General features: G+C 71.4%; 26 protein-coding genes. 17 read left to right on the top strand and 9 right to left on the bottom strand.

Annotation, left to right across the window (positions count from 1 at the left end; translation table 11 throughout):
- Positions 1-20: 20 nt before the first annotated feature.
- Entirely contained in the window at positions 21-227 is a 207-nt protein-coding gene (locus D8M34_RS05320; protein ID WP_025105563.1) for a hypothetical protein, read from the top strand.
- A gap of 24 nt (positions 228-251) precedes the next feature.
- On the opposite strand, the gene D8M34_RS05315 is transcribed toward D8M34_RS05320, so the two are convergent.
- The 3 genes from D8M34_RS05315 to D8M34_RS05305 are packed head-to-tail and all read right to left on the bottom strand — an operon-like array spanning position 252 to position 1,681.
- Positions 252-854, bottom strand: a complete 603-nt coding sequence (locus D8M34_RS05315) for a GNAT family N-acetyltransferase (RefSeq protein WP_126893351.1) — start codon at positions 852-854, stop codon at positions 252-254.
- Positions 855-892: 38 nt separating this feature from the next.
- Positions 893-1,285 (bottom strand): ImmA/IrrE family metallo-endopeptidase, encoded by a 393-nt coding sequence (locus D8M34_RS05310; RefSeq protein ID WP_126893350.1) that lies wholly within the window; start codon positions 1,283-1,285, stop codon positions 893-895.
- Positions 1,286-1,309: 24 nt separating this feature from the next.
- On the bottom strand, positions 1,310-1,681 hold the full coding sequence (locus D8M34_RS05305) for a helix-turn-helix domain-containing protein (protein ID WP_231729480.1): 372 nt from the start codon (positions 1,679-1,681) through the stop codon (positions 1,310-1,312).
- Positions 1,682-1,775: 94 nt separating this feature from the next.
- Between D8M34_RS05305 and D8M34_RS05300 the strand changes: the two genes are divergently transcribed.
- Genes D8M34_RS05300 through D8M34_RS05275 form a run of 6 tightly spaced genes read left to right on the top strand, consistent with a single transcriptional unit; the run spans position 1,776 to position 5,751 of the window.
- Positions 1,776-1,994, top strand: coding sequence for a helix-turn-helix domain-containing protein (locus tag D8M34_RS05300; RefSeq protein WP_238695601.1), 219 nt, complete (start codon positions 1,776-1,778; stop codon positions 1,992-1,994).
- Positions 1,995-2,048: 54 nt separating this feature from the next.
- Positions 2,049-2,978, top strand: coding sequence for an aldo/keto reductase (locus D8M34_RS05295; RefSeq protein WP_085606164.1), 930 nt, complete (start codon positions 2,049-2,051; stop codon positions 2,976-2,978).
- A gap of 39 nt (positions 2,979-3,017) precedes the next feature.
- Positions 3,018-3,404 (top strand): PLDc N-terminal domain-containing protein, encoded by a 387-nt coding sequence (locus D8M34_RS05290; protein ID WP_025105568.1) that lies wholly within the window; start codon positions 3,018-3,020, stop codon positions 3,402-3,404.
- Between the two features lie 33 nt (positions 3,405-3,437).
- Positions 3,438-4,382: a DUF1214 domain-containing protein gene (locus D8M34_RS05285; protein WP_126893349.1), complete on the top strand. Its 945-nt coding sequence runs from the start codon at positions 3,438-3,440 to the stop codon at positions 4,380-4,382.
- Positions 4,383-4,415: 33 nt separating this feature from the next.
- A complete protein-coding gene (locus D8M34_RS05280) occupies positions 4,416-4,958 on the top strand; it encodes a VOC family protein (protein ID WP_126893348.1) in 543 nt (180 codons plus the stop codon).
- Positions 4,948-5,751 carry a MerR family transcriptional regulator gene (locus D8M34_RS05275; protein ID WP_126893347.1) on the top strand — a complete coding sequence of 268 codons (804 nt, stop codon included), beginning with the start codon at positions 4,948-4,950 and terminating at the stop codon, positions 5,749-5,751. Before D8M34_RS05280 ends, D8M34_RS05275 begins: the two co-directional genes overlap by 11 nt.
- Before the next feature lie 19 nt (positions 5,752-5,770).
- Here the strand turns inward: D8M34_RS05275 and D8M34_RS05270 are convergent, their stop codons facing one another.
- Genes D8M34_RS05270 through D8M34_RS05260 form a run of 3 tightly spaced genes read right to left on the bottom strand, consistent with a single transcriptional unit; the run spans position 5,771 to position 8,037 of the window.
- Positions 5,771-6,757 carry an epimerase gene (locus D8M34_RS05270; protein WP_126893346.1) on the bottom strand — a complete coding sequence of 329 codons (987 nt, stop codon included), beginning with the start codon at positions 6,755-6,757 and terminating at the stop codon, positions 5,771-5,773.
- Positions 6,754-7,386: a DUF4166 domain-containing protein gene (locus D8M34_RS05265; protein ID WP_126893345.1), complete on the bottom strand. Its 633-nt coding sequence runs from the start codon at positions 7,384-7,386 to the stop codon at positions 6,754-6,756. Before D8M34_RS05265 ends, D8M34_RS05270 begins: the two co-directional genes overlap by 4 nt.
- 9 nt (positions 7,387-7,395) lie before the next feature.
- Complete coding sequence (locus D8M34_RS05260) at positions 7,396-8,037, bottom strand: TetR/AcrR family transcriptional regulator (protein ID WP_126893344.1); 642 nt, start codon at positions 8,035-8,037, stop codon at positions 7,396-7,398.
- A gap of 106 nt (positions 8,038-8,143) precedes the next feature.
- On the opposite strand from D8M34_RS05260, the gene D8M34_RS05255 reads away from it, so the two are divergent.
- A complete protein-coding gene (locus tag D8M34_RS05255; protein ID WP_126893343.1) occupies positions 8,144-8,950 on the top strand; it encodes a sugar phosphate isomerase/epimerase family protein in 807 nt (268 codons plus the stop codon).
- Positions 8,950-10,086 (top strand): Gfo/Idh/MocA family protein, encoded by a 1,137-nt coding sequence (locus tag D8M34_RS05250; protein ID WP_126893342.1) that lies wholly within the window; start codon positions 8,950-8,952, stop codon positions 10,084-10,086. Before D8M34_RS05255 ends, D8M34_RS05250 begins: the two co-directional genes overlap by 1 nt.
- Here the strand turns inward: D8M34_RS05250 and D8M34_RS05245 are convergent.
- Positions 10,038-11,255 carry an ROK family transcriptional regulator gene (locus D8M34_RS05245; protein ID WP_238695600.1) on the bottom strand — a complete coding sequence of 406 codons (1,218 nt, stop codon included), beginning with the start codon at positions 11,253-11,255 and terminating at the stop codon, positions 10,038-10,040. The two genes, D8M34_RS05250 and D8M34_RS05245, sit on opposite strands and share 49 nt — an antisense overlap.
- A 115-nt stretch (positions 11,256-11,370) precedes the next feature.
- Here D8M34_RS05245 and D8M34_RS05240 point away from each other — a divergent pair, with 115 nt between their 5' ends.
- The 7 genes from D8M34_RS05240 (at position 11,371) to D8M34_RS05210 (ending at position 19,368) form a co-directional block, all read left to right on the top strand.
- The gene (locus D8M34_RS05240) at positions 11,371-12,480 is read left to right on the top strand and encodes a Gfo/Idh/MocA family protein (protein WP_025105578.1); all 1,110 of its coding nucleotides are present in this window, start codon (positions 11,371-11,373) and stop codon (positions 12,478-12,480) included.
- Positions 12,477-13,997: a sugar ABC transporter ATP-binding protein gene (locus D8M34_RS05235; protein WP_126893341.1), complete on the top strand. Its 1,521-nt coding sequence runs from the start codon at positions 12,477-12,479 to the stop codon at positions 13,995-13,997. The genes D8M34_RS05240 and D8M34_RS05235 overlap by 4 nt, the downstream gene beginning before the upstream one ends.
- Positions 13,994-15,130: an ABC transporter permease gene (locus D8M34_RS05230; RefSeq protein ID WP_126893340.1), complete on the top strand. Its 1,137-nt coding sequence runs from the start codon at positions 13,994-13,996 to the stop codon at positions 15,128-15,130. The genes D8M34_RS05235 and D8M34_RS05230 overlap by 4 nt, the downstream gene beginning before the upstream one ends.
- Entirely contained in the window at positions 15,127-16,176 is a 1,050-nt protein-coding gene (locus tag D8M34_RS05225; protein ID WP_025105581.1) for an ABC transporter permease, read from the top strand. Before D8M34_RS05230 ends, D8M34_RS05225 begins: the two co-directional genes overlap by 4 nt.
- A 2-nt stretch (positions 16,177-16,178) precedes the next feature.
- Positions 16,179-17,387, top strand: coding sequence for a substrate-binding domain-containing protein (locus D8M34_RS05220; RefSeq protein WP_126893339.1), 1,209 nt, complete (start codon positions 16,179-16,181; stop codon positions 17,385-17,387).
- A 78-nt stretch (positions 17,388-17,465) separates the two neighbouring features.
- Positions 17,466-18,317, top strand: coding sequence for a sugar phosphate isomerase/epimerase family protein (locus D8M34_RS05215; protein ID WP_126893338.1), 852 nt, complete (start codon positions 17,466-17,468; stop codon positions 18,315-18,317).
- Between the two features lie 43 nt (positions 18,318-18,360).
- Positions 18,361-19,368 (top strand): sugar phosphate isomerase/epimerase family protein, encoded by a 1,008-nt coding sequence (locus tag D8M34_RS05210; protein WP_126893337.1) that lies wholly within the window; start codon positions 18,361-18,363, stop codon positions 19,366-19,368.
- 25 nt (positions 19,369-19,393) lie between these two features.
- Here the strand turns inward: D8M34_RS05210 and D8M34_RS05205 are convergent, their stop codons facing one another.
- The gene (locus D8M34_RS05205) at positions 19,394-20,374 is read right to left on the bottom strand and encodes an NYN domain-containing protein (RefSeq protein ID WP_126893336.1); all 981 of its coding nucleotides are present in this window, start codon (positions 20,372-20,374) and stop codon (positions 19,394-19,396) included.
- Positions 20,367-21,362 (bottom strand): Gfo/Idh/MocA family protein, encoded by a 996-nt coding sequence (locus D8M34_RS05200; protein WP_126893335.1) that lies wholly within the window; start codon positions 21,360-21,362, stop codon positions 20,367-20,369. The genes D8M34_RS05205 and D8M34_RS05200 overlap by 8 nt, the downstream gene beginning before the upstream one ends.
- Positions 21,363-21,465: 103 nt before the next feature.
- On the opposite strand from D8M34_RS05200, the gene D8M34_RS05195 reads away from it, so the two are divergent.
- On the top strand, positions 21,466-22,143 hold a 678-nt coding region (locus tag D8M34_RS05195; protein WP_126893334.1), incomplete at its 3' end, for an LLM class flavin-dependent oxidoreductase.

The raw sequence follows: 22,143 nt of genomic DNA, 5'->3' as shown, positions 1-22,143 counted from the left end.
CACCGACGACAGGAGATCCCGTGATCCTCAGCTTTCTCTTCTTCATGATCATGTTCCTCGGAGGCTTCTGGCTGCTGGGGATCGCCCACGAGATGCCGGACACGCTCGCCGCGCTCACCTTCGTCGGCGGCATCCTGCTCGTCTCGCTGGCTCTCGGGTTCGCGATGCGCCAGCGCGGTTCGGCCACGCGTCGCTCCAAGAACTGGACCGGCAGCCCGACCGAGTGACCGCCGCGGGGCGGCGCCCCGCGCTCACCGTCGCCGGGCGAGCCTCGCTTCGAGGTTCGCCCGCACAGCAGGCCACTCCGGCTCGATGATGGAGTACTCCACGCTGTCGCGGAGTGCGCCGTTGCGGTAGCGGCTCATGGCCCGCATCACACCGTCCTGCTTCGCGCCCAGTCGTTCGATCGCGGCGCGGGACTGGAAGTTCACCCACTGGGTCGTCAGCCCGACCCGGAAGACCCCCAGCGTCTCGAAGGCGTGGCGGAGGAGCAGCAGCTTCGACTCCGCGTTGGTGCCCGTGCCATGAGCGGACGGCCGGTTCCAGGTGTATCCGATGTGCAGTCGGGGGACGTCGGCGACGATGTCGTAGAACGACGTCAGTCCCAGCACGCGTCCGGCGGCGTCGAAGGCCGTGAAGGGCACCATCTCGCCGGTGGCGACGAGGTTCAGGCGCCGGTCGACCTCGGCCGCGACGCCGTCGGGCGCCGGAACCGAGGTGTACCAGGCGGTCTTCCACAGGTCGCCTTCGGAGACCGCTTCGACGAGGCCGTCGACGTGCGACCGGTCGAGAGGGCGGAGCTCGACGAGCTCGCCGGTGAGAGTGACGGGGGCGGGGGCGACGTGGAAGGCCATGGTGTCATTCAACCAGCGTCGGCCGCTGTGCCCGGCCCTCAGGCGGGGATTGCTAGGTGCTCGCGGCGCAGCACCTGCTGGAACGCGAGGACGATCTCGATCGTGACGTCGAGCTCGAAGGCCAGGCTGGCCAGATGTGTGCCGCGGAGCTGCTCCGCCGCTGCGTACGCCGCCGGCGTGATCAGGCGTCGCGCGGCCCACTCATCGGCCTGCCGCTCCTGTCGAGCCCGAAGGGCTGCCTGCCACGTGGGCTGATGACCGAGGTGAGCGTGACCGAGCTCATGGGCGAGCACGCTGCGGGCGGTGCGCCTGCTCATCCCCGGGGCGAGCCGGATCGTGCGTGTGACGGGCTGGAAGCCCCCGGGGGTGAGACCTGCGCGTTCGATCACGCGGAGACCGAATTCGTCGGCCAGACGGAGAAGCTGCTGCATGGGCCTCCGTCCGGTCGGTGTCGTCTACTCGTAGAGGTCGTCGGTGTCCGTCTCGCGGGTGGATCCGGATTCGAAGGCGACCTCGCGGGCATTATCGCGTGGGGTGGCGACATCGGTGCGGCGCCGGAGGGGAGTGACGATCGCCGACATGCCGTCGGCGGCCAGACGCTCCTCGGCGCGGGCCACGAGGACGTGCGGCTCGACGCCGAGCGTGGCGCACACCGCGTAGACCACCGGCACGGGAATGGCGCGCTTGCCCGTGACGTAGTTGTCGAGGGCGCTCCGGGCGATGCCCACATCGCGTGCCATGGCGGCGATGCTGCTGCGTGCCGCCGCGATCTCCGCCCGCATCTGACGGCCGACCGCCTCGTTGAACTGCTCGGCTGGTGTCTTCATCCGGCTCACCTTAGCAGCGCACCGAGAGCAGGATGCCGTCATATTGGTAGCTGAGGGCCCTCTCGGTGTCCGTGCGTGGCGGTACCGTAGGCGCATGGGGACAGAATTGCGTCATCTGATGGCATCGGCCGTGGAGGCCGCTCGCTTGCACGCCGGAGTGTCGTTCATCGAGCTCTCGGAGCAGACAGGGATCGCGCCGGCCGCGCTGGCCGACCTCCTCGAGGAGCGCGCGGACTTCACGATGGAGGATGTGGCGGGGATCGCGGCGGTGCTCGAGGTCCCCGTCACCCGGCTGCTGCCCTGCGCGCCCTGAGACGATGCCCGCCCGCGCCTCGGATGGGGCGAGGCGATGAAGTAGCGTGGGCGCATGAAGACCGTACCCTTCGGATCGACGACCGCTCCGGCCCTGATCGCCGGGATGATGCGCATCGACAGCCTCGACGACGAGCAGATCCGCGGCCTGTATGCGACCGCACGGGATGCCGGGATCGACTTCTTCGACCACGCGGACATCTACGGCGGGGAGATGCACCACTGCGAAGCGCGATTCGCGGACGCTCTCCGGCTCAGCACCACGGAGCGGGACGAGATCGTGCTGCAGACCAAGTGCGGCATCGTGCCGGCGCAGGGCATGTTCGACTTCTCCTACGACCACATCGTCGGGCAGGTCGAGGGCTCGCTCGCGGCCCTCCGCACCGACCGCATCGACGTCCTCCTGCTGCACCGGCCGGACGCCCTCGTCGAGCCGGATGAGGTGGCTCGCGCCTTCGATCACCTCGAGTCCTCGGGCAAGGTGCGCGCGTTCGGGGTGTCGAACCACACCCCGTCGCAGATCGAGCTGCTGAAGACCGCGGTGCGGCAGCCCCTGGTCGCGAACCAGCTCCAGCTGTCCCTCACGCATGCGCCGATCATCGCGCAGCCGGTGGCGGCGAACATGGCGGGCCATGACCAGAGCATCGCGCGCGACGGCGGCGGCATCGTGGACTACTGCCGGATCCACGGCATCACCGTGCAGGCCTGGTCTCCGTACCAGAGCGGCTTCGGCGGCGGCGTCTTCCTCGGGCACCCGGACTACCCCGAGCTCAACGCCGTGATCGAGCGCCTGGCGGGAGTCCATGGAGTGACACCGACCGCGATCGCCACCGCCTGGATCACCCGGCACCCCGCCGGGATGCAGGTCGTGCTCGGCACCACGACGCCGCACCGCGTGCAGGAGGCAGCGGCCGGAGTGGACGTCGTGCTCACCCGCCCGGAGTGGTACGAGCTCTTCCGTGCCGCCGGACACCTGCTGCCGTGAACCCTCGGCTCCGGTCCGTGCGTCGTCTACCCTGAACCCATGCCGTTCCTGTTCTCGCTCCTGGTCATCGCGCTAATGATCGGTGCGCTGATCGACATCATCACGCGCGACGACTCGCAGGTGAAGCACCTGCCGAAGATGGTCTGGATCATCATCGTGATCCTGCTGCCGTTGATCGGCAGCGCGCTGTGGTTCGCGCTCGGGCGGGAGTACGGGGAGGGTGGCGTTCCGCTCCCGCGGATGCGGCGCGCCGAGCGCCCCGCGGCCCCGACGACGACGGTCGCACGCCCCGCGCCGCCGGTCGACGTCCGGTCCACCGAGCAGCAGATCGCGGACCTCGACCGGGAGATCGAGGAGTGGCGGCTGCGCGAGGAGATCGAGAAGCGGCGTCGGGAACGGGGAGACGACGCTCTTCCGTCGTCCTAGCCGCCGAGCGGTGCGGCCTGCCAGGATGCCGTCATGAGCATCCTCGTGAACGTCGACAACTTCGCCCTCGCCGAGACCCACCGCATGATGCGCGACCTCCAGAAGGAGGCCGGGGGCGTGGACCGGTTCCTGCACAACCGGGCTCCGGCCGCGATCGACCGGCAGACCGTGATCCGGCTGAACCGCGACACGCTGTACAGCTTCGCGGTCCTCGACATCAGCGAGGGCGCGACGTTCAGCATCCCGGAGCACGGCGACCGTTACCTCTCGGCGATGGTCGTCAACGAGCACCACTATGTGGATGCGATCTTCCACGAGGCGGGCGAGCACACGCTGACGGAGGCGCAGTTCGGGACGCCGTACGTCGTGCTGGCCGTGCGCATCCTCGTGGACCCCGCGGACCCGGCGGATGTGGCGGAGGTGGGGGCGCTGCAGGACCGCATCGCGCTGCACAGCGGATCGGCCACGTCCTTCGCGATGCCGGACTACGACACCGTCAGCCTCGATGAGACCCGCCAGGCGCTGCTCGCGTTGGCCCGGAACCTGCGGGGTTTCGACCGCATGTTCGGCAGCGAGGACGAGGTCGACCCGGTGCGGCACCTCATCGGCACGGCGGCGGGCTGGGGAGGGCTTCCCTCATCCGAGGCGAGCTACATCGGCGTCGATCCGCGTCTGCCGGTGGGCCGCTACGAGCTCACGGTCGACGAGGTCCCCGTCGACGGCTTCTGGTCGATCTCGGTGTACAACGCCGACGGCTTCTTCGAGCCGAACGATCGCGAGGCCTACACGATCAACGACATCACCGGCGTCCGCAACGACGACGGCACGATCACCGTCCGCTTCGGCGACCATCCGGAGGGCGTGCCGAACGTGCTCCCGATCACGGAGGGCTGGAACTACCTCGTCCGCCTCTACCGCCCCCGCCCCGAGGTGCTCGACGGCAGCTGGACGTTCCCGACGCTCCGGGAATCGGCTTGACCCTGACGCCGCGTGAGGCCCGATCGTGGAGCCATGACTGATCACTACAACGCTTTCGAGATGAGCCCGGTGCCGGCGCCGGGCCCCGACGCGGTCGCACCGGAGCTGTTCCGGGGCATCTACGGGATGCCCGCCTTCGTCACCATCCCTACGACGGACCTCGCCGCCTCGGTCGAGTTCTGGACGCGGGGCCTGGGCTTCTTCGAGCTCTTCGGGGTGCCGGGGCGGATCGTCCACCTCCGGCGGTGGGCCTTCCAGGATGTGCTGCTCGTGCCGGGCGAGACCGCACAGGAGACAGCACCCGGCCTGCGGGTCAGCTTCGCGTGCGTGCTCGGCCAGATCGAGCCGCTCGTGGCGGCCTGTCGTGCGTGGGGTCCCGGCACGGTCGGGGATCCGATCGACACGCCCTGGAACACCCGGGATGTGGAGATCGTGACCCCCGAGAACGTGCGCGTCGTCTTCACGGCGGCGAAGCCCTACGAGCCGGGGAGCGTCGAGGCGGCCACCCTCGCGGAGATGGGCATCCGTCCGCCCGCGGACACGGCGGAGGTCGGAGGAGGAGTGGATGCCGGATGACAGCGGCGCCGCGGACCTGACCGTCGGTCGGGCCGCGGCGCTCGCCGGGGTGACGGTGCGGACGCTGCATCACTGGGACGACATCGGTCTAGCCCGTCCGTCCGCGCGTTCGGCGGCCGGATACCGGGTGTACACGGACGTCGATCAGGAGCGCCTGCGGCGCATCGTCGTCTATCGCGAACTCGGTCTCGGCCTCGAGGCGATCCGCCGGCTGCTGGACGATCCGGCCACGGACATCCTCACCGCGCTGCGCGCGCAGCAGGAGCAGCTCGCGGCCCGGATCGCACGCCTGACGGATCTGCAGGCTGAACTGGAGCGGATGGTGACCGCCCACGAGCGCGGCCTGATGCTGAGCGCGGGCGAGCAGCGCGCGGTGTTCGGGCCCGATTGGGACCCGTCCTGGCCGCTCGATGCGCGCCGCCGCTGGGGTGACACGGTGCAGTGGCAGCAGTACGCGGAGCGATCCGCGGCGCGCGATGCGGGGGAATGGCAGGCGGTCGCGGACGCGATGCGGGAACTCGAGTCCGCCCTCGCGACGGCCATGGATGCCGGTGTGGCTCCCGGGACGGCGGACGCCGATGCGCTCGTCGAGCGACACCGTGCGGTGTTCTCGGCCTACTTCCCGTTGAGCAGGGAGATGCAGGTCGTGCTCGGTCGGCTGTTCGTCTCCGACCCCGGCTATGCGGCGCACTACGACGGCATCCGCGCGGGGCTGGCGGAGTGGTTCCGCCGCAGCATCGAGGCCGAGGCCCGGCGTCATGGCATCGATCCGGAGTCAGCGGTCTGGCGGTGACCCCTCTGCGCCCGCCGGGTCAGGCCGCGTGCGTCCGGGGATCCGCGTCCGTGACGGCGAACGAGGCACGGACGGCCTCCTCGAGGTCCGGGTAGCGGAAGGTGAAGCCGGCGGCGGTGAGCTTCTCGGGGAGGACCCAGCGGCTCTTGAGCACGAGCTCGGTCTCGGTGCGGATGCCGATGGCGCCGAGCTCGAGCATCCAGCGCGGCATCGGCGGGCCGACCTTCGCCCCCAGCACGCGGCGCACGGTGGCCATGAAGGCGGCGTTGTCGACGGGGTGCGGCGAGGCGGCGTTGACCGGCCCGTCCAGAGCGGGGGTCTCTTCGAGGAACTCGATGATGCGCGCCACATCCTCGATGTGGATCCAGCTGAAGCGCTGCCGTCCGCGACGGGCGCCGGGGAGATGTGCGGTACCGGCGGCGCGGCGCGCGGGACCGACCGGCCAGAACCCGTCGTACTGGGGGCCGCCGAGGCCCAGCCGTGCGAGGGTGCGGAGCGGTTCCAGCACACCGCCGTCGCCGAGGACGATGGCGGTGCGGAGGGCCACACGGCGGGTGCCGGGGAGCGCGTCGGCGAAGAGGGCGCGCTCCCACGCCTTGGCGACCTCGACCGAGAAGCCCGTGCCGATCTCGCCGGAGGACTCCGTCATCGGCCGGTCCTCGGCGTGCCGGTAGATCGTGGCCGTCGAGGAGTTGATCCACAGCGGCGGCGGGGTGGCCGCGCGGGAGATGGCGCGGCTCAGGGCCGCGGTCGTGTCCAGGCGGGAGCGGAAGATCTCGGCACGGTTGCGCGGCGTGTAGCGGCAGTTCACGCTCGTGCCTGCGAGGCCGATCACGAGCGAGGCCCCGTCGACGGCGGCGTCGATGCCGTCCTGATCGCTCCAGGTGAGGTCGCTTCCCGAGCGGGAGATCGTGACGACCTCGCGCCCGGCATCCCGGAGTCGCGCCGTGAGGAATCGCCCCATGAACCCTGTGGCCCCGCCGATGACCGCCCGGTCCGTGCTCATGCGCTGTCGTCCTTCCGATCGGGTTCGAGGGCGTAGTCGAAGTCGCCCCGGTACTCGTAGAGGCGACCGAGGAGCGGGGCGTCGACCGTCAGGCGCACCCGCTGACGACCGGCCTCGTCGTCCCAGCGCTCGACGAGCCGGACCACGGGAGCCACGATCCGCGGGATGCGGAGCCGGAAGCGCCCGAGACGGATGCCCACCGCGCGACTGGTCAGGTGCAGGGCGCTCGCGCGGGGCTCCACGGCGAAGCAGGCGACGACAAGCCCGGGCTCGCCGAGCTCGTCGACGATGCGGCCGTGCCGCGTCGGTGCCACGGCGTCGCGCATCACCCATGGCCCGCTCGCGAACAGGAAGGTGCGCTCGGCGATCGCACGGGAGGCGATGGTGCGGTTCTCGATGCGGAACGGCACGTCGCGTTCCCAACGTGCGGCGATCACCCCGCGCCGTTCGAGGCGGCGGAGGAGCGGCCAGAGCACGCGGCGCGGCGTGCCGACGCGCTGGAACGTGCCTTCGCCGACGCCGACCATCCCGTCCGGGACCGCCTGGAAGTAAATCCGGAGTCGGGGGTGAAGCTCGGCGAGGCGCTCGCCGAGGGCCCTCGCGTACGGGGACTGCGGCACGGGCGTCACGGTTCGAGCCTAGTCCGCGGAAGTGCCGTCCCGGCCCGCGCCGTCCGCCGGGCGGAGCAGACGGTCGAGGAGGGCGAGGGCCTCGTGCTGCGGAGCCGTGTCGTCCAGCAGCCACTGCGTCTGCAGGCCGTCCGAGGCCGCGACGACGAGGGCGGCGACCGCGAGGGGATCGACGTCGGCCCGGATGCGCCCGTCCGTCTGCTGCTCGCGGACCGTCTCGGCGATGTCGGCCCGCAGGCGGGCGAAGCGCTCGGTCGCGAAGGCGCGGGCGGCGGGATGGCCCTCCTCGAGCGCGCTGGCGACGAGCGTGGAGTACAGCTGCACCAGACCGGGGACCTCGCGGTTGGCTCTGGCCGACCGGATCATCCCCTCGACGGGGTTCGCGGGTTCCGGCTCGGTCTTGCGTCCCGGGGCGTTGCTCTCGACGTAGACCGCGACGAGCAGCTCCTCCAGCGACCCGAAGTAGTGGGTGAGGGCGGCATGCGTCACCCCCACCTCCTTCGCGATCGCCCGCAGACTCGTGCGGTCGGCGCCGCGGGCCGCGAACACCTCGATCGCGCGGTCCAGGATCTCCTGGCGGCGGGCGATGCCCTTGGCGTACGTCCCACGGGGACGCGGGCGTCCGGAGTCGTCGGAGGGGGCGGCGGGCATGTCCCGAGTCTATCGACAAGAAACTTCCACCTGGAGGTATTCGGTGCTAGCGTGCGTGCAGGGCGCCCAACGCCCGCCTGTCACCGACGACCGAGGAGCACGACCGATGACGATCCAGAACTCTCTGCAGCTGTTCACGATCCGCGAGCAGCTGGAGGCCGACCTCGAGGGCACGCTCGCCGCGGTGGCGGCGCGCGGGTTCACCGCGGTCGAGCCCTACGACTTCGTGCGCCGGGCGGACGCCATGGCCGCCGCCGTGTCGGCCGCGGGACTGACCGCCCCGTCCGGGCATGCGTTCCTCGCGACCCCGACCTTCGTGCGCCCGGACGGCTCCGGCACCACGGCTCCCGTCCCTCCGCCCGCGGAGGTCTTCGCGGCCGCGAAGACGCTCGGCATGGACACGGTGATCGATCCCTACACCGAGCCGGCGCGCTGGGAATCGGTCGACCAGATCGTCGAGACCGCCCGGCTGCTCAACGAGGCGGCGGAGATCGGCGCGGAGGCCGGTGTCCGAGTCGGCTACCACAACCACGCGCATGAGCTGGAGGCGGTGTTCGACGGGGTGACCGGGCTGGAGATCCTCGCGGGGCACCTCGACGAGCGCGTCGTGCTGGAGGTCGACCTGTACTGGGTCGCCCGGGGCGGCGTCGACCCGGTGGCCCTCGTGGAGCGTCTCGGCGAGCGCGTGATCGCGGTGCACGCGAAGGACGGCACCCTCGACCCCGCGCTGCTGGACGCGTACCCGCCGGCCGATCAGGTGCCCGCGGGCGACGGGGCCGTGCCGCTCCGGGAGGCCATCGCCGCCGCGCCCGCGCTCGAACTCGCCATCGTGGAGTTCGACCACTACGACGGTGACCTGTTCGACGCCATCGAGCGCAGCCGGGTCTTCCTCGACGCCGAGGCCGCGCGCTGATGGTGCGCGGGGGTGGCGTCGTCGGCGTCGGCCTCATCGGCGCCGGAAACATCAGCGATCAATACCTGCAGAACCTCACGCGCTTCCCGGACGTGGTGGTGCGGGCGATCGGCGACCTCGTCGAGGAGCGGGCGCGCGCGCAGGCCGCGGCGTACGGGGTGCCGCGGGCCGGGGGTGTGGAGGTCGTGCTCGACGATCCCGACATCGACATCGTCGTGAACCTCACGATCCCGGCCGCGCACGTCGCCGTCTCGGAGGCGATCGTCGCCGCCGGGAAGCACGTGTGGACCGAGAAGCCGCTCGGCGTGGACCGCGAGGAGGCGCGACGCCTGCTGGAGACGGCCGCGTCGGCCGGGCTCCGTGTCGGCGTCGCGCCCGACACCGTCCTCGGCCCGGGCGTGCAGACCGCGAAGCGCGCGATCGCCCGCGGCGACATCGGCCGTCCGCTGTTCGGTCAGACGACCTTCCAGTGGCAGGGACCGGAGATCTTCCACCCGAACCCCGCGTTCCTCTATGCGAAGGGGGCGGGGCCGCTCCTCGACATGGGGCCGTACTACGTCTCGACCCTGGTCCACGTCTTCGGGCCGGTGGCCGCCGTGGCCGCCCTCGGGCTGCAGGGGTCGCCGACCCGCCGCGTGCAGGTCGGCGACCGCGCCGGGGAGGAGTTCCCGGTCGAGATCCCGTCCACGCTCAGCGTCCTGATGGACTTCGAAGGCGGCGGTCAGGCGCAGAGCCTCTACAGCACGGACTCGCCGCTGGTGCGGCAGGGCATCGTGGAGATCACGGGAACCGAGGGCACCCTCGTCATCCCCGACCCGAACACGTTCGGCGGGCCGATCACGATCACCCGGCCGCTGTCCCGGCACTTCGTGCCACCGGAGCCGGTGGTGCAGGAGGTCGTCGATGTCGCGCCGGAGGGGGTGCTCGCGGGGCGCGGGCTCGGGCTGCTCGACATGGTGCGCGCGATCGCGGAGGACCGACCGCACGTCGCCACCGGCGACTTCGGGTACCACGTGCTCGACACGCTCCTCTCGATCGAGGAGGCCGCAGCGCGGCGCACGTTCGTGGAGGTCGCGAGCACGCTGGATCAGGTGGGCGCGCTGCCCGCCGACTTCGATCCCTTCGCGGCGACGTAGCGGTCCACGTTCGCGGGGGAGAGCACCTCGCGGGCGACCATGATCGCCGCCCCCAGCACCGCGGCGCGGTCGCCCGCCTGCGACTGCACGATCGCGAGGTGCTGGGTGGCGAGCGGGATCGAGCGGCGGTAGACGACCTCGCGGACGCCGGCGAGCAGGTGCTCTCCCGCGCGGGCGATGCTGCCCCCGAGCACGATGATCGACGGGTTGAGCAGGTTCACGACCGTCGCGAGCACTTCGCCGACATCGCGACCCGCCTGGCGGGTGGCCTCGATGGCCGCCGCATTGCCGGCGCGGACGAGGTCGACGACGTCGGAGGCGTTGTGCACGTCGTGGCCTTCGGCGCGCAGCGCGACGGCGAGGGCCGAGCCGCTCGCGAGGGCCTCGAGATCCCGTTCGTCGCCCGGCTCCCGCCCCGTGCCGGCGCTCATCGGCACCTGGACGTGGCCCATATCGCCCGCCGATCCCTGGGCACCGCGCTGGAGCTGACCACCGGCGATGATGCCGGCGCCGATGCCGGTCGAGACCTTCACGAACACGAGGTCGTCCACCCGCGGCCAGCTCGTGGCCTGCTCGCCGAGCGCGAGGATGTTCACATCGTTGTCGACGAGGACCGGGACGTCGAACGTACGCTGCACATAGCCGGGTACGTCGAAGCGGTCCCAGCCCGGCATGATCGGCGGGTTGGTCGGGCGCCCCGTGGAGTGCTCGACGGGGCCGGGGACGCCGATGCCGACGCCCACGAGGGGAAGGCCCTCGGCGGTCGCGGCGAGCAGGGCCGTCCCCTCCGCGAGGATCGCGTCGAGGAGGGCCTCCGGTCCGTCGCCGATGTCGATCGCGCGGGTGCGCGCGTCGAGGATCACGCCGGCGAGGTCGGCCACGGCGACGGTCGCGTGCGTGGCTCCGAGGTCGACGGCGAGGACGAGTCCGGCGCGGGGGTTGAACGCCACGCGGGCGGGAGGACGACCGCCGGTCGACACCGCTTCACCGGCGGGGCGGAGCAGGTCGGCGGCCAGCAGCGCGTCGACCCGGGAGGCGACGGTGGAGCGGGCGAGGCCGGTGAGGGCGGCGAGCTCCGCCTTGGTGCGCGCGTGTCCGTCGCGGAGGATCTGGAAGATCTCGCCGGCCCCGGGGGAGGGCGTCGCGAGCGGCCTCAGCACGTCAACCATGGCGTCAGTAAAGCACAGCACTTCTCGCAGTCGGCTGTGCGACTTCAGATTAGTTACAAACAACTTTTGACGAAGGACTAGCAAAAGTCCTGACCGCTGTGTCAGACTCGCCGCCATGACAACGGATGTCACTGACACCGGTCTCGGGACGATCCGAACCGGGATCCTCGGCGGGGGCTTCATGGCCCGCGTGCACCGCACGGCCGCCCGAGACGCGGGTGGCGCGCTGCGCGCCGTCGCCACCCGGTCCGCCCAAGGCGCGAGGGATGCCGCGCAGCTGCTCGGCGCCGCACGCGCCGAGCACGACGCGGAGGCGCTGCTCGACGCCGACGACATCGACGTCGTCCACATCTGCACCCCGAACGCCACGCATGCCGACCTCGCCCTGCGCGCGCTGCGGGCGGGCAAGCATGTCGTGTGCGAGAAGCCCCTCGCCACGACCGCCGCCGACGCCGCCGCGCTCGCCGCGGAAGCCGCCGAGAGCGGGCTCGTCGCGGCCGTCCCCTTCGTGTACCGCTACCACCCCATGGTGCGGGAGGCCAGGGCGCGCATCGCCCGCGGCGAGGCCGGGGAGCTGCTCACGCTGGACTGCTCGTACCTGCAGGACTGGATGCTGCGGCCCACCGACGACGACTGGCGGGTGCGCTCCTCGTCCGGCGGGGCCTCCCGCGCGTTCGCCGACATCGGCTCGCATCTGTGCGACCTCCTCGAGTTCGTCACGGGTGACCGGATCCGCGCCCTGAGCGCCCGTACCCGCCGGGTCTTCGCCGAGCGGGCCGGGCAGGCCGTCGACACGGAGGACATCGTCGCCGTGCTCGTCGAGACCTCGGCGGGGGCGCTCGGCACGCTGCTCATCTCGCAGATGGCGGCGGGCCGCAAGAACGCCCTCACCCTGGAGCTGCACGGGACGCGGCAGAGTCTGCGGTTCGAGCAGGAACGGCCGGAGGAGCTCTGGGTCGGCATGCGCGAGGAGTCGCGGCTGCTGCTGCGCGACCCCGCCACGGCCGACCCGGAGTCCGCCCGGCTGCAGCGTGTCCCGGCCGGGCATGCCATGGGGTATCAGGATGCCTTCAACGGTTTCGTCGCCGACGTCTACGCCGCGATCGCGGGCGACGTCCCCGATGGACTGCCGACGTTCGCCGACGGCCACCGCGCGGCCGTGCTGACCGAGGCCGTGCTCGATTCCGCCGCCCACGAGGGCCGCTGGACGGAGGTGCCGGCATGACCGCGACGACGACGCAGCCGGTGCTGCGGGTGGCCGGGATCCGCAAGGCGTTCTTCGGCGTCGAGGTGCTGAAGGGCATCGACTTCGACGTGCGGCCCGGGGAGGTGCACGGCCTCGTCGGCGAGAACGGCGCGGGCAAGTCCACCCTCATGAAGATCATCGCGGGTGTGCAGCCGGCCGACGAGGGGACGATCACGTACCGCGGCGCGGAAGTGCGCCACGCGCACCCGAGGCAGGCGATGGATGCCGGCATCGTCACGGTGTTCCAGGAGTTCACCCTGCTCCCGGAGCGCACGGTCGCGCAGAACGTCTATCTCGGCCGGGAGCCGCGGCGCGCGGGGCTCATCGACGTCCGGGCCATGAACGTGCGCACCGGGGAGCTGCTGAGCGATCTCGGCGTCTCCTTCATCGATCCGCAGTCCCGGGTGGGCTCGCTGACGGTGGCCGAGCAGCAGATCGTCGAGATCGTGAAGGCGCTGTCGTTCGACGCGCAGGTGATCTCGATGGACGAGCCGACCGCCGCCCTCAGCGACCGCGAGGTGGAGCTGCTGTACGCGATCATCCGCCGGCTCACGTCCCGAGGGGTCGCCGTCATCTACGTGTCGCACCGGCTGAAGGAGATCTTCGACCTCTGCGACCGGATCACGATCCTCAAGGACGGCGCCCTCGTCTCCACGGACGAGACAGCGGCGCTGACCACCGACGAGCTCGTGCGCCGGATGGTGGGGCGGTCGATCCAGTCGTACTTCCCCGACCCGGTGGCCGGCACGGCGGTCGGCGCGCCTCGACTCGAGCTCGACGGCTGCGGGAACGCCTACGTGGACGGGGTGTCGCTGACGCTCCGTGCGGGGGAGATCGTCGGGGTGGCCGGGCTCCAGGGGTCGGGGCGCACCGAGCTGGTGGAGGGCGTGTTCGGCATCCAGGCCTTCACCCGCGGCGCCGTGCGGATCGACGGGAAGCCGGTGCGGATCGGCGGACCGCGCGCGGCCGTGCGCGCCGGGCTCGCCCTCGTCTCCGAGGACCGCAAGGCGCAGGGGCTCGCGCTCGGGCAGTCGATCCTCGACAACGCCCTGCTCGTGGTGCGGAACGTGTTCGCGGGACGCACCGCGGCGTCGCGCCGGGAGGTGCCGGGGGTGCTCCGCACGCTGGAGGTGTCGTCGCGCGGCCTCGACCAGGAGGTGCGCTTCCTGTCCGGCGGCAACCAGCAGAAGGTGGTGCTGGCGAAGTGGCTGCTCACCCAGCCGCAGATCGTGCTCTTCGACGAGCCGACGCGGGGGATCGACGTGGGCGCCAAGTACGCCGTCTACCAGCTCATGCGCGAGCTGGCGGCACAGGGGAAGGCCGTGCTCATGGTCTCGAGCGAGCTGCCGGAGGTCATCGGCATGAGCGACCGCATCCTCGTCATGCATGACGGCGAACTCGTCGCCGAGCTGCCGGCCGGTGCGGCCGAGCACGAGATCCTCGCGGCGGCCACCGGCGCCGACCGCGGTCCTTCGACGAACGGGGGTGCGCGATGAGCCGCCGCACCGGAGCCCGTCTCCGCATCGACTCGACCGTCATCGTGCTCGGCATCCTGCTGCTCGCGCTCGTGGTCGGCGCGATCCTCGTCGCCACGGTCGGTCGCAACTTCCTCAGCCCGGGGAACATCCGCGACATCCTGACCGGGATGAGCGTGCTCGGCCTCGTGGCCATCGGGCAGACGCTCGTGGTGCTCGGGGCCTCGCTCGACCTGTCGGTCACCTATGTCATCAGCCTGTCGAGCCTGCTCGCGGCGACGATGATGGCCGGGAACGCGGGGAACATCCCGCTCGCCGTGATCGTGACGCTCCTCGTGTGCGCGGGGGTCGGGCTCGTGAACGGGCTCATCGTGACCGTGCTCAAGGTCAACGGCTTCATCGCGACGCTCGGCGTCGGGCTGATCCTCCAGGGCATCCTCAACACGAACTTCGAAGGCTCGGCGGGCGAGGTCCCGTGGGCGTTCCAGCTCATCGGCGCGACCGGCGTCGGACCGATCCCGGTGTCCACGCTCATCATGATCGCGCTCGCCGTGCTGGTCTGGGTGCTGCTGAACCGCACCCGTACCGGCGCCCATCTCTACGCCGTCGGCGGCGACCCCGAGATCGCGCGGCTCAGCGGCGTGCGCACCCGCCTCCCGCTGATCTGGGCGCACGTGCTGTGCTCCGTGTTCGCGGGCCTCGCCGGACTCCTGCTCGCCAGCCGTCTCGGCGTCGGCAGCCCGACGGTCGGTCAGCAGGGTGGCTACGCGCTGCTCTCCATCGCCGCGGTCGTGCTCGGCGGCACCCTGCTCCTCGGCGGACGCGGCTCGATCTGGGGCACCATCGGCGGCGTCGCCATCCTCGCCGTCGTCGACAACGTCATGAGCGTGCTGCAGGTGAATCCCTTCCTCAAGGACGTGGTGCGCGGCATCGTCATCGTCGCCGCGGTCGCCGTCTACAGCCGGCGGGCCATCGTGCGGCGTCGTCCCCGCTTCGGCGCCGGCGGCACGCGCACCGGGGGAGACGACGCCGCGAAGGCGGCCGAAGCCGACATGGCGGTCGCGGCCGCCGAGCTCGCGGATCCGACCACCGAGGTCGCCGCCGTCGACAGCGCCGGGGATACCGCCTCCGTGCGGGAAGGAGGACGCTCATGAACGCGCTGCGCACGCTCGTCAGCCCCCGCGGGGCGGTCTTCCTGCTGCTCGTGATCCTGCTCGTCGCGGTCGCCGTGCTCAACCCGAGCTTCGCCGAGCCCGGGCAGTTCATGCGGTACCTGCAGCGCGTCGCCCCCATCGCGATCGTCGCGATCGGGCAGTACTTCGTGATCATCGCGGGGGAGTTCGACCTCTCCCAGGGATCGCTCATCACGGCGCAGGTCATCATCGCCGGCAACCTCGTCGGCCAGGACGACGCCCGCACCCTCCCTGTCCTGCTGCTCATGATCGTGTTCGGCGTGGTCGTCGGGCTCGTGAACGGCGTCCTCACGACGCTGCTCAAGGTGCCGTCGTTCATCGTGACGCTGGGCATGATGCTCGCCCTGCTCGGCGGCGTGATGTGGTGGACGGGCGGCGCGGCCACGGGGAACCCGGCCGACAGCTTCCGGGAGATCGGTCGCGGCGGGATCCGCGACCTCCCCGTGCTGGAGTTCCTGCCCTGGGCCGTCCTCCTGCTCGCCGCCTGGCTCGCCCTCGGCATCGTCATCACCAAGCGCCCGCTGGGCAAGACCCTCATCGCGATCGGCGACAACGCCCGCGCGGTGGACTACGCCGGTGCCCGCCGGGCCTGGGTCACGACCCGTGCGTTCGTGCTGTCCTCCCTCTCGGCCACCCTCTCCGCCGTCCTGCTCGTCGGGTACGCGGGGGTGCACCCGTCCGTCGGCCGCGGCTACGAGTTCACCGCGATCACCGCGGTGGTGCTCGGCGGCGTCGTGCTCGGCGGAGGACGAGGGTGGATCGTCGGCGCCGTGGCCGGAGCCTTCGCGCTGGAAGCGCTGTTCCTGCTCCTGAACATCGCGGGCGTGCCCTCCACGCTCCGCGACGCCGTGCAGGGCGTCATCATCATCGCGGCCGTCGCCTATGCGGGGGTCGCCTTCCGAGCCCGCCGCCGGCGCGGTCCCCAGCCGACGGACGTCCCTACCGCGGGGACCGAGAACGCCGAGAACCGCACCACCGCATCAAGCCCTACAACCAGAGGAGATTAGCAATGCGACGATCGATGCAGATCGCCACCGCAGGGGTGGCCCTCTTCGGCCTCATCGCGCTCGCCGGGTGCACGACCGACCCGTCCGTGGCGCCGGCGGAGTCGGAGAACCCCGAGGAGTCGGCCGAGACCACCGAGTGGTTCGACCAGGAGCTCTTCGACAAGCAGGACGAGGAGCGCGGCGTCGACCCCCAGGGCCCCGCCGACCAGCCCTACCTGCAGCACATCAACGCCGAGATGGTCGACACGTCGGAGTTCGCCAGCACCGGCGCCAAGAAGGCCTGCTTCGCGAACGCCTCGATCTCGAACCCGTGGCGGCAGACGGGCTGGATCACGATGAACGAGCAGCTGAAGGTGCTGCAGGACTCGGGCGCGATCAGCGAGATGGAGACCCGCGACGCGCAGGACTCCGACGACACCCAGATCGCCGACATCGACTACTTCATCTCCGAGGGGAACTGCGACGTCTTCCTCATCTCGCCGAACAGCACGGCGGCGATGACCCCCGCGGTCGAGCGGGCGTGCGAGACGGGCAAGCCGGTGGTCGTGTTCGACCGCGGCGTGAACACCGACTGCCCTGTCACGTTCATCCACCCGATCGGCGGCTTCGCCTGGGGCATCGACACCGCGGAGTTCCTCATCGACAACCTGGAAGAGGGCGACAAGGTCGTGGCTCTCCGGATCCTCCCCGGCGTCGACGTGCTGGAGCACCGCTGGGCCGGAGCCGAGAAGCTGTTCGAGGAGGCCGGGATCGAGGCCGTCGACCACTTCACCGGTGCCGACCCCGCCGAGATCAAGAGCATCATCAGCGACGAGCTCGCCAAGGGCGACGTGCAGGGGATCTGGATGGACGCGGGTGACGGCGCCGTCGCCGCCATCGAGGCCTTCGAGGACGCCGGAGCCGACTACCCGGTGATGACGGGCGAGGACGAGATGAGCTTCCTGCGCAAGTGGAAGGACACGGGTCTCACCGGCCTCGCTCCGGTGTACTCGAACTTCCAGTGGCGCACCCCGCTGCTCGCGGCGCAGATGATCTTCGCGGGTGAGGAGGTGCCGAAGGAGTGGGTGCTCCCGCAGAAGCCGATCACCGAGGCCGAGCTGGACGACTACCTCGCGGCGAACGAGGGGATGCCCGACGGCCACTACGCCAAGTTCGGCGGCGAGGACCTCCCCGGCTACCCGACGGTCTGGCAGGAGCGTCAGATCCCGTAACCCCGTGTGCTCCCGCCCTTCCGCTCGGCCCGCGCCGAGTGGGAGGGTGGGAGCACCCGTACGATCACAAGGACAACGATGCCCCGCACGATCGCCGTCAACACCTGGGTCTGGACGTCTCCGCTGACGGACGACACCCTGGAGCCGCTCGCCCGCACGGCGGCGCGGATGGGCTACGACGCCCTGGAGCTGCCGCTGGAGAGCGTCGGCGACTGGGATCCGCTCCGGGCCCGCACCGTGCTGGACGGCCTCGGCATGGGCGCGGTCGTGGTCGGCGCGATGGGTCCTGGTCGCTCGCTGCTCGCGCGCGCCGGAGACGTCGCCGCGACGCAGGACTACCTCCGTGCGTGCCTGGACGCCGCGGCCGTGCTCGGGGCCTCGATCGTCGCCGGACCCTTCTACGCGCCGACCGGCGTCACCTGGCGCATGGACGAGGCGGAACGGGCGGAGGTCGTCGGCGAGCTCCGGGATAACCTCGCTCCGCTCGCCAGGGAGGCCGCGGCGATCGGCGTGACGCTGGCCGTCGAGCCGCTCAACCGCTACGAGACCAGCGTGCTGAACACCGTGGCGCAGAGTCTGGATGCGCTGGCGCCGCTGCTCGGTGCCGGGCTGGGGCTGGCCCTCGACACCTACCACCTCAACATCGAGGAGAAGCGGCCGGCCGACGCGGTCCGCGCGGCCGGCGCCGCCATCGCGCACGTGCAGGTGTGCGGCAGCGACCGCGGTGCCGTGGGCGACGACCACACCGACTGGCCGGAGATGCTCCGCGCGCTCGACGACGCCGGCTACCGCGGCGCCCTGGGACTGGAGAGCTTCACGGGGGAGAACGCGACGATCGCCGTCGCCGCCTCCGTGTGGAGACCGCTCGCCGCCAGTCAGGACGACCTCGCCGCCCGCAGCATCGCCCACCTGCGCGCCCTCGGTGCCTGAACCCCGCCCGCCGCACGAAGCCCCGCGATACGAAGGAGTATCCATGAGCAGTCACCCGGTCACCCTGTTCACCGGCCAGTGGGCCGACCTCCCGTTCGAGGAGGTGGCCCGCCTCGCCGCGGAGTGGGGCTACGACGGGCTGGAGATCGCCGCGTCCGGCGACCACCTGGACCTCCGTCGGGCGGACGAGGACGACGCCTACGTCGCCTCCCGGCGCGAGATCCTCGACCGGCACGGGCTGCAGGTGTTCGCGATCTCCAACCACCTGGCCGGGCAGGCGGTGTGCGACGACCCCATCGACTTCCGCCACGAGGGCATCCTGCGCCCGTACGTCTGGGGCGACGGCGAGGCCGAGGGTGTCCGGCAGCGGGCGGCGGAGGACATGAAGCGGGCGGCCCGGGTGGCCAGGAAGCTCGGCGTCGACACCGTCGTCGGCTTCACCGGGTCGTCGATCTGGCCCTATGTCGCGATGTTCCCGCCGGTGCCGGAGGCGGTGATCGCCCAGGGCTTCCAGGACTTCGCGGACCGCTGGAATCCGATCCTCGACGTGTTCGACGGGGAGGGCGTGCGCTTCGCCCACGAGGTGCATCCGGGGGAGATCGCGTACGACTACTGGTCGAGCGTCCGCACCCTGGACGCGATCGACCACCGCGATGCGTTCGGCTTCAACTGGGACCCCTCGCACATGATGTGGCAGAACATCGACCCCGTCGGCTTCATCGTCGACTTCGCCGACCGGATCTACCACGTCGACTGCAAGGACACCCGTCTGCGGCCGCGGAACGGCCGTGCCGGGGTGCTCGGCTCGCACCTTCCGTGGGGCGACCCCCGGCGCGGCTGGGACTTCGTCTCCACCGGCCACGGCGACGTGCCGTGGGAGGACGCCTTCCGTGCGCTCGACGCGATCGGCTATGACGGCCCGATCTCGATCGAGTGGGAGGACGCCGGCATGGACCGCCTGCACGGCGCGCCCGAGGCGCTCGGATTCGTGCGCTCCCTGCTGTGGCCGCCGCCCGCGGCCGCCTTCGACGCCGCGTTCCGCCACCAGTGACGGGCCCGGTGTCCCCGGGCCGTGCTCAGGGCTCCCGCAGGCGGACCAGGCGCTCGTGCCCGGTCTCCTCGAGCTCGGCGATGTCGTCGCGCGACTTGAGGAAGTCGGAGAACGACCGGTAGCCGAGGGCCTTCTCGCTGAAGGACGGGTCCATGCGGCGCATGTGCGTCTTGACCGCGGAGCTGTGCAGCCATTCGTCGGCGTCCGCCTTGTCGTGGCCGAGACGCAGCGCGCGCTCCAGGAGCCGTGTGGCCTCGCCCTGGTCGTCGATCTTCTCCTCGACCTTGGGCTCCTCGGCGGCGGTCTTCGTCTTGGCCTTCGCGCGCGACTTCGACGCGGTCTTGGGCTTCGGGGCGCCCGTGTCCGCGGTGGCCGGCGCGGACGGCTCCGCCGGAACCTCGACCGCGGGGGCGACGGCGGGCTGTGCCGCCTTCGTCGGACGCGCCACGCCGGGGAGCGAGTCGTAGGACTCGAACTCGTCGCAGGCCGCAGCGAGGGACTTCGCCGTGGACCCGGCGACGCCCACGCCGATCACGTACCGGCCGAGGCGCTTGCAGCGCTGGGCGAGCGGCACATAGTCGCTGTCGCCCGCCACGATGACGACGTGGGTCAGGTCCGGCAGGCGGAACATGTCCTCGACCGCGTCGACCGCCAGCCGGATGTCCGCGCCGTTCTTCGCGTACGCCGCGGCCGGGAAGAGCTGCACGAGATCCACCGCGCGCGCCACGAGCTGCGAGCGGTACTCGGCGTTGACCGGCGACGACCAGTCCGCATACGCCCTCGTCAGCACGAGCGTGCCGAAGGACGCCGCGTAGTCGATGATGGCGCCGACCTCGATCATCGCCCGGTTCAGCCGCTCGGCGACCTCGGGGTCGTTCGGGTGCTCCGTGATGCGCTGGCGATCCTTGCCGTAGGAGTTGCGGCCGTGGACGCGGTCGTACCAGGAGATGACGATGTTGTCGAAGTCCAGGTACACCGCCACGCGGGCGTCGGTCGTCTCAGCCACGGTCGTCCTCCTCACCGGGGTACCGGACGCCGATCTGCGCGCGGATCTCGTCGAGGGCCCCCATGATGGCGACGCTCTCCGCGATGGGGAGGATGTCGCCCTCGAGGAGACCGTCGCGGACCAGACGCTCGGCCGCGAGCGCCTGGTACTGCATGCCGCGGCCCTCGACCTCCGAGACGTACTCCTCCTGCACGGTGCCGTCAGGCCGCACGACGCGGAAGGAGGTGGGGGTGTACCAGACCCGATCGATGTCGATGCGGGCCTCGGTGCCGACGATGCTCGCGGCGTTGGGGCCGGCACCGCGCGAGGAGGAGAGGCTCGTGGAGACCGCCCCGCTTTCGTGGATCATGACGGTGGCGACCTCGGAATCGGCTCCGGTCTCGACCAGACGCCCCACGGCGCGGATGGTGGTCGGTGCCCCGAGGATGTCCCAGATGAAGGAGATCGGGTAGATGCCGAGGTCGAGCAGCGCGCCGCCGCCGAGCTCGAGCGCATTCAGACGGTGGGCGGGGTCGGTGGGCAGCTGCTGCGTGTGGTCGGCGCTCACGGCGCGGATCTCACCCAGGGCGCCGTCGGCGAGGAGCTCGCGGATGCGGACCATGTGCGGCAGGTAGCGCGTCCACATCGCCTCCATCACGAGCAGCCCGCGCTCGGCGCCGAGCCGCTGGAGGTCTTCGGCCTGGGCACGGTTGAGGGTGAACGCCTTCTCCACGAGCACATGCTTGCCGTGCTCCAGGGCGAGCCGGGCGTTCTCGTGGTGCATCGGGTGCGGTGTGGAGACGTAGATGATGTCGACGTCGGGATCGGAGACCAGCGCCTCGTACGACGGATGCGCGTGCGCGATGTCGAAGCGTGCGGCGAAGGCGTCGGCCGACTCCTGCGAACGAGAGCCCACCGCGACGAGGTCGAGGCCGGCCGTGCGCAGATCGGATGCGAAGGCGCCGGCGATGCCGCCGGTCGCGAGGATTCCCCAACGAAGTCCAGTCATCCTCTCAGCGTAGAGGGTGGCGCATGTGACCGTCTGTGACATCCGGTGACCTCCGGCTTCCGCCCCGTGGCCCGGGTGGCGGCCGCGGTCCTACCGTGTCGGCATGACGGAACCCCTCGTGATCGGCGCCATGGTGCGCACCCTCGGCGCCTACCCCTCCGGGTGGCGGTACCCCGGAGCCCACCGCGACCCCGCGGGAGACGCCGACATCCTCCGCCGTATCGCGCGGGAGGGGGAGGACGCGGGCCTGGACTACCTCTTCTTCGGCGACTGGCTCGCGACCGGACCCGACCTGGAGTTCCGCGATCCCTACCTGCTGGCCCGCATCGACCCGCTGAGCGCGGTGCTGTTCCTCGCCGGGGTGACCTCCCGGATCGGACTCATCGCGACGGTCAACACCACCTATGCCGACCCGTACGCCACGGCGCGGGCCCTGGCCTCCCTCGACGTCCTCACCGACGGCCGGGCGGGGATCAACCTCGTCACCGGCGCCGAGCCGCGCGCCGCAGGGAACCACGGTCGCGAGGCCCACGCCGACACCGAGACGCGCTACGACCGGGCGGAGGAGTTCGTCGTCGCCCTGCGCCGGCTCTGGGACTCCTGGGCCGAGGACGCCTGGGTCGCGGATGCCGAGCGCGGCGTGCTCATCGACCCCCGGGGGCTGCGCGCCGCCGACGTCCAGGGCGCACACGTGCGGGTCGCCGGCCCGCTCAACGTCACCCGCCCGCCGCAGGGGCGCATCCCGATCGTGCACGCGGGGACCTCGCCGCGGTCGCGGAGG

It is taken from the genome of Microbacterium sp. HSID17254, assembly GCF_003989315.1.
Lineage (GTDB): Bacteria > Actinomycetota > Actinomycetes > Actinomycetales > Microbacteriaceae > Microbacterium.
This window is presented reverse-complemented; position numbering and strand designations above follow the sequence as displayed.

What these genes read in the sequence shown, in the direction of transcription:
- D8M34_RS05220 (WP_126893339.1), top strand. Translation starts at nt 16,179, where the DNA reads ATGCGACGATCGATGCAGATCGCCACCGCAGGGGTGGCCCTCTTCGGC.
- D8M34_RS05255 (WP_126893343.1), top strand. Translation starts at nt 8,144, where the DNA reads ATGACGATCCAGAACTCTCTGCAGCTGTTCACGATCCGCGAGCAGCTG.
- D8M34_RS05275 (WP_126893347.1), top strand. Translation starts at nt 4,948, where the DNA reads ATGCCGGATGACAGCGGCGCCGCGGACCTGACCGTCGGTCGGGCCGCG.
- D8M34_RS05295 (WP_085606164.1), top strand. Translation starts at nt 2,049, where the DNA reads ATGAAGACCGTACCCTTCGGATCGACGACCGCTCCGGCCCTGATCGCC.
- D8M34_RS05315 (WP_126893351.1), bottom strand. Translation starts at nt 854, where the DNA reads ATGGCCTTCCACGTCGCCCCCGCCCCCGTCACTCTCACCGGCGAGCTC.
- D8M34_RS05270 (WP_126893346.1), bottom strand. Translation starts at nt 6,757, where the DNA reads ATGAGCACGGACCGGGCGGTCATCGGCGGGGCCACAGGGTTCATGGGG.
- D8M34_RS05250 (WP_126893342.1), top strand. Translation starts at nt 8,950, where the DNA reads ATGGTGCGCGGGGGTGGCGTCGTCGGCGTCGGCCTCATCGGCGCCGGA.
- D8M34_RS05215 (WP_126893338.1), top strand. Translation starts at nt 17,466, where the DNA reads ATGCCCCGCACGATCGCCGTCAACACCTGGGTCTGGACGTCTCCGCTG.
- D8M34_RS05225 (WP_025105581.1), top strand. Translation starts at nt 15,127, where the DNA reads ATGAACGCGCTGCGCACGCTCGTCAGCCCCCGCGGGGCGGTCTTCCTG.
- D8M34_RS05280 (WP_126893348.1), top strand. Translation starts at nt 4,416, where the DNA reads ATGACTGATCACTACAACGCTTTCGAGATGAGCCCGGTGCCGGCGCCG.
- D8M34_RS05305 (WP_231729480.1), bottom strand. Translation starts at nt 1,681, where the DNA reads ATGAAGACACCAGCCGAGCAGTTCAACGAGGCGGTCGGCCGTCAGATG.
- D8M34_RS05240 (WP_025105578.1), top strand. Translation starts at nt 11,371, where the DNA reads ATGACAACGGATGTCACTGACACCGGTCTCGGGACGATCCGAACCGGG.
- D8M34_RS05285 (WP_126893349.1), top strand. Translation starts at nt 3,438, where the DNA reads ATGAGCATCCTCGTGAACGTCGACAACTTCGCCCTCGCCGAGACCCAC.
- D8M34_RS05230 (WP_126893340.1), top strand. Translation starts at nt 13,994, where the DNA reads ATGAGCCGCCGCACCGGAGCCCGTCTCCGCATCGACTCGACCGTCATC.
- D8M34_RS05300 (WP_238695601.1), top strand. Translation starts at nt 1,776, where the DNA reads ATGGGGACAGAATTGCGTCATCTGATGGCATCGGCCGTGGAGGCCGCT.
- D8M34_RS05260 (WP_126893344.1), bottom strand. Translation starts at nt 8,037, where the DNA reads ATGCCCGCCGCCCCCTCCGACGACTCCGGACGCCCGCGTCCCCGTGGG.
- D8M34_RS05235 (WP_126893341.1), top strand. Translation starts at nt 12,477, where the DNA reads ATGACCGCGACGACGACGCAGCCGGTGCTGCGGGTGGCCGGGATCCGC.
- D8M34_RS05310 (WP_126893350.1), bottom strand. Translation starts at nt 1,285, where the DNA reads ATGCAGCAGCTTCTCCGTCTGGCCGACGAATTCGGTCTCCGCGTGATC.
- D8M34_RS05210 (WP_126893337.1), top strand. Translation starts at nt 18,361, where the DNA reads ATGAGCAGTCACCCGGTCACCCTGTTCACCGGCCAGTGGGCCGACCTC.
- D8M34_RS05245 (WP_238695600.1), bottom strand. Translation starts at nt 11,255, where the DNA reads ATGGTTGACGTGCTGAGGCCGCTCGCGACGCCCTCCCCCGGGGCCGGC.
- D8M34_RS05290 (WP_025105568.1), top strand. Translation starts at nt 3,018, where the DNA reads ATGCCGTTCCTGTTCTCGCTCCTGGTCATCGCGCTAATGATCGGTGCG.
- D8M34_RS05200 (WP_126893335.1), bottom strand. Translation starts at nt 21,362, where the DNA reads ATGACTGGACTTCGTTGGGGAATCCTCGCGACCGGCGGCATCGCCGGC.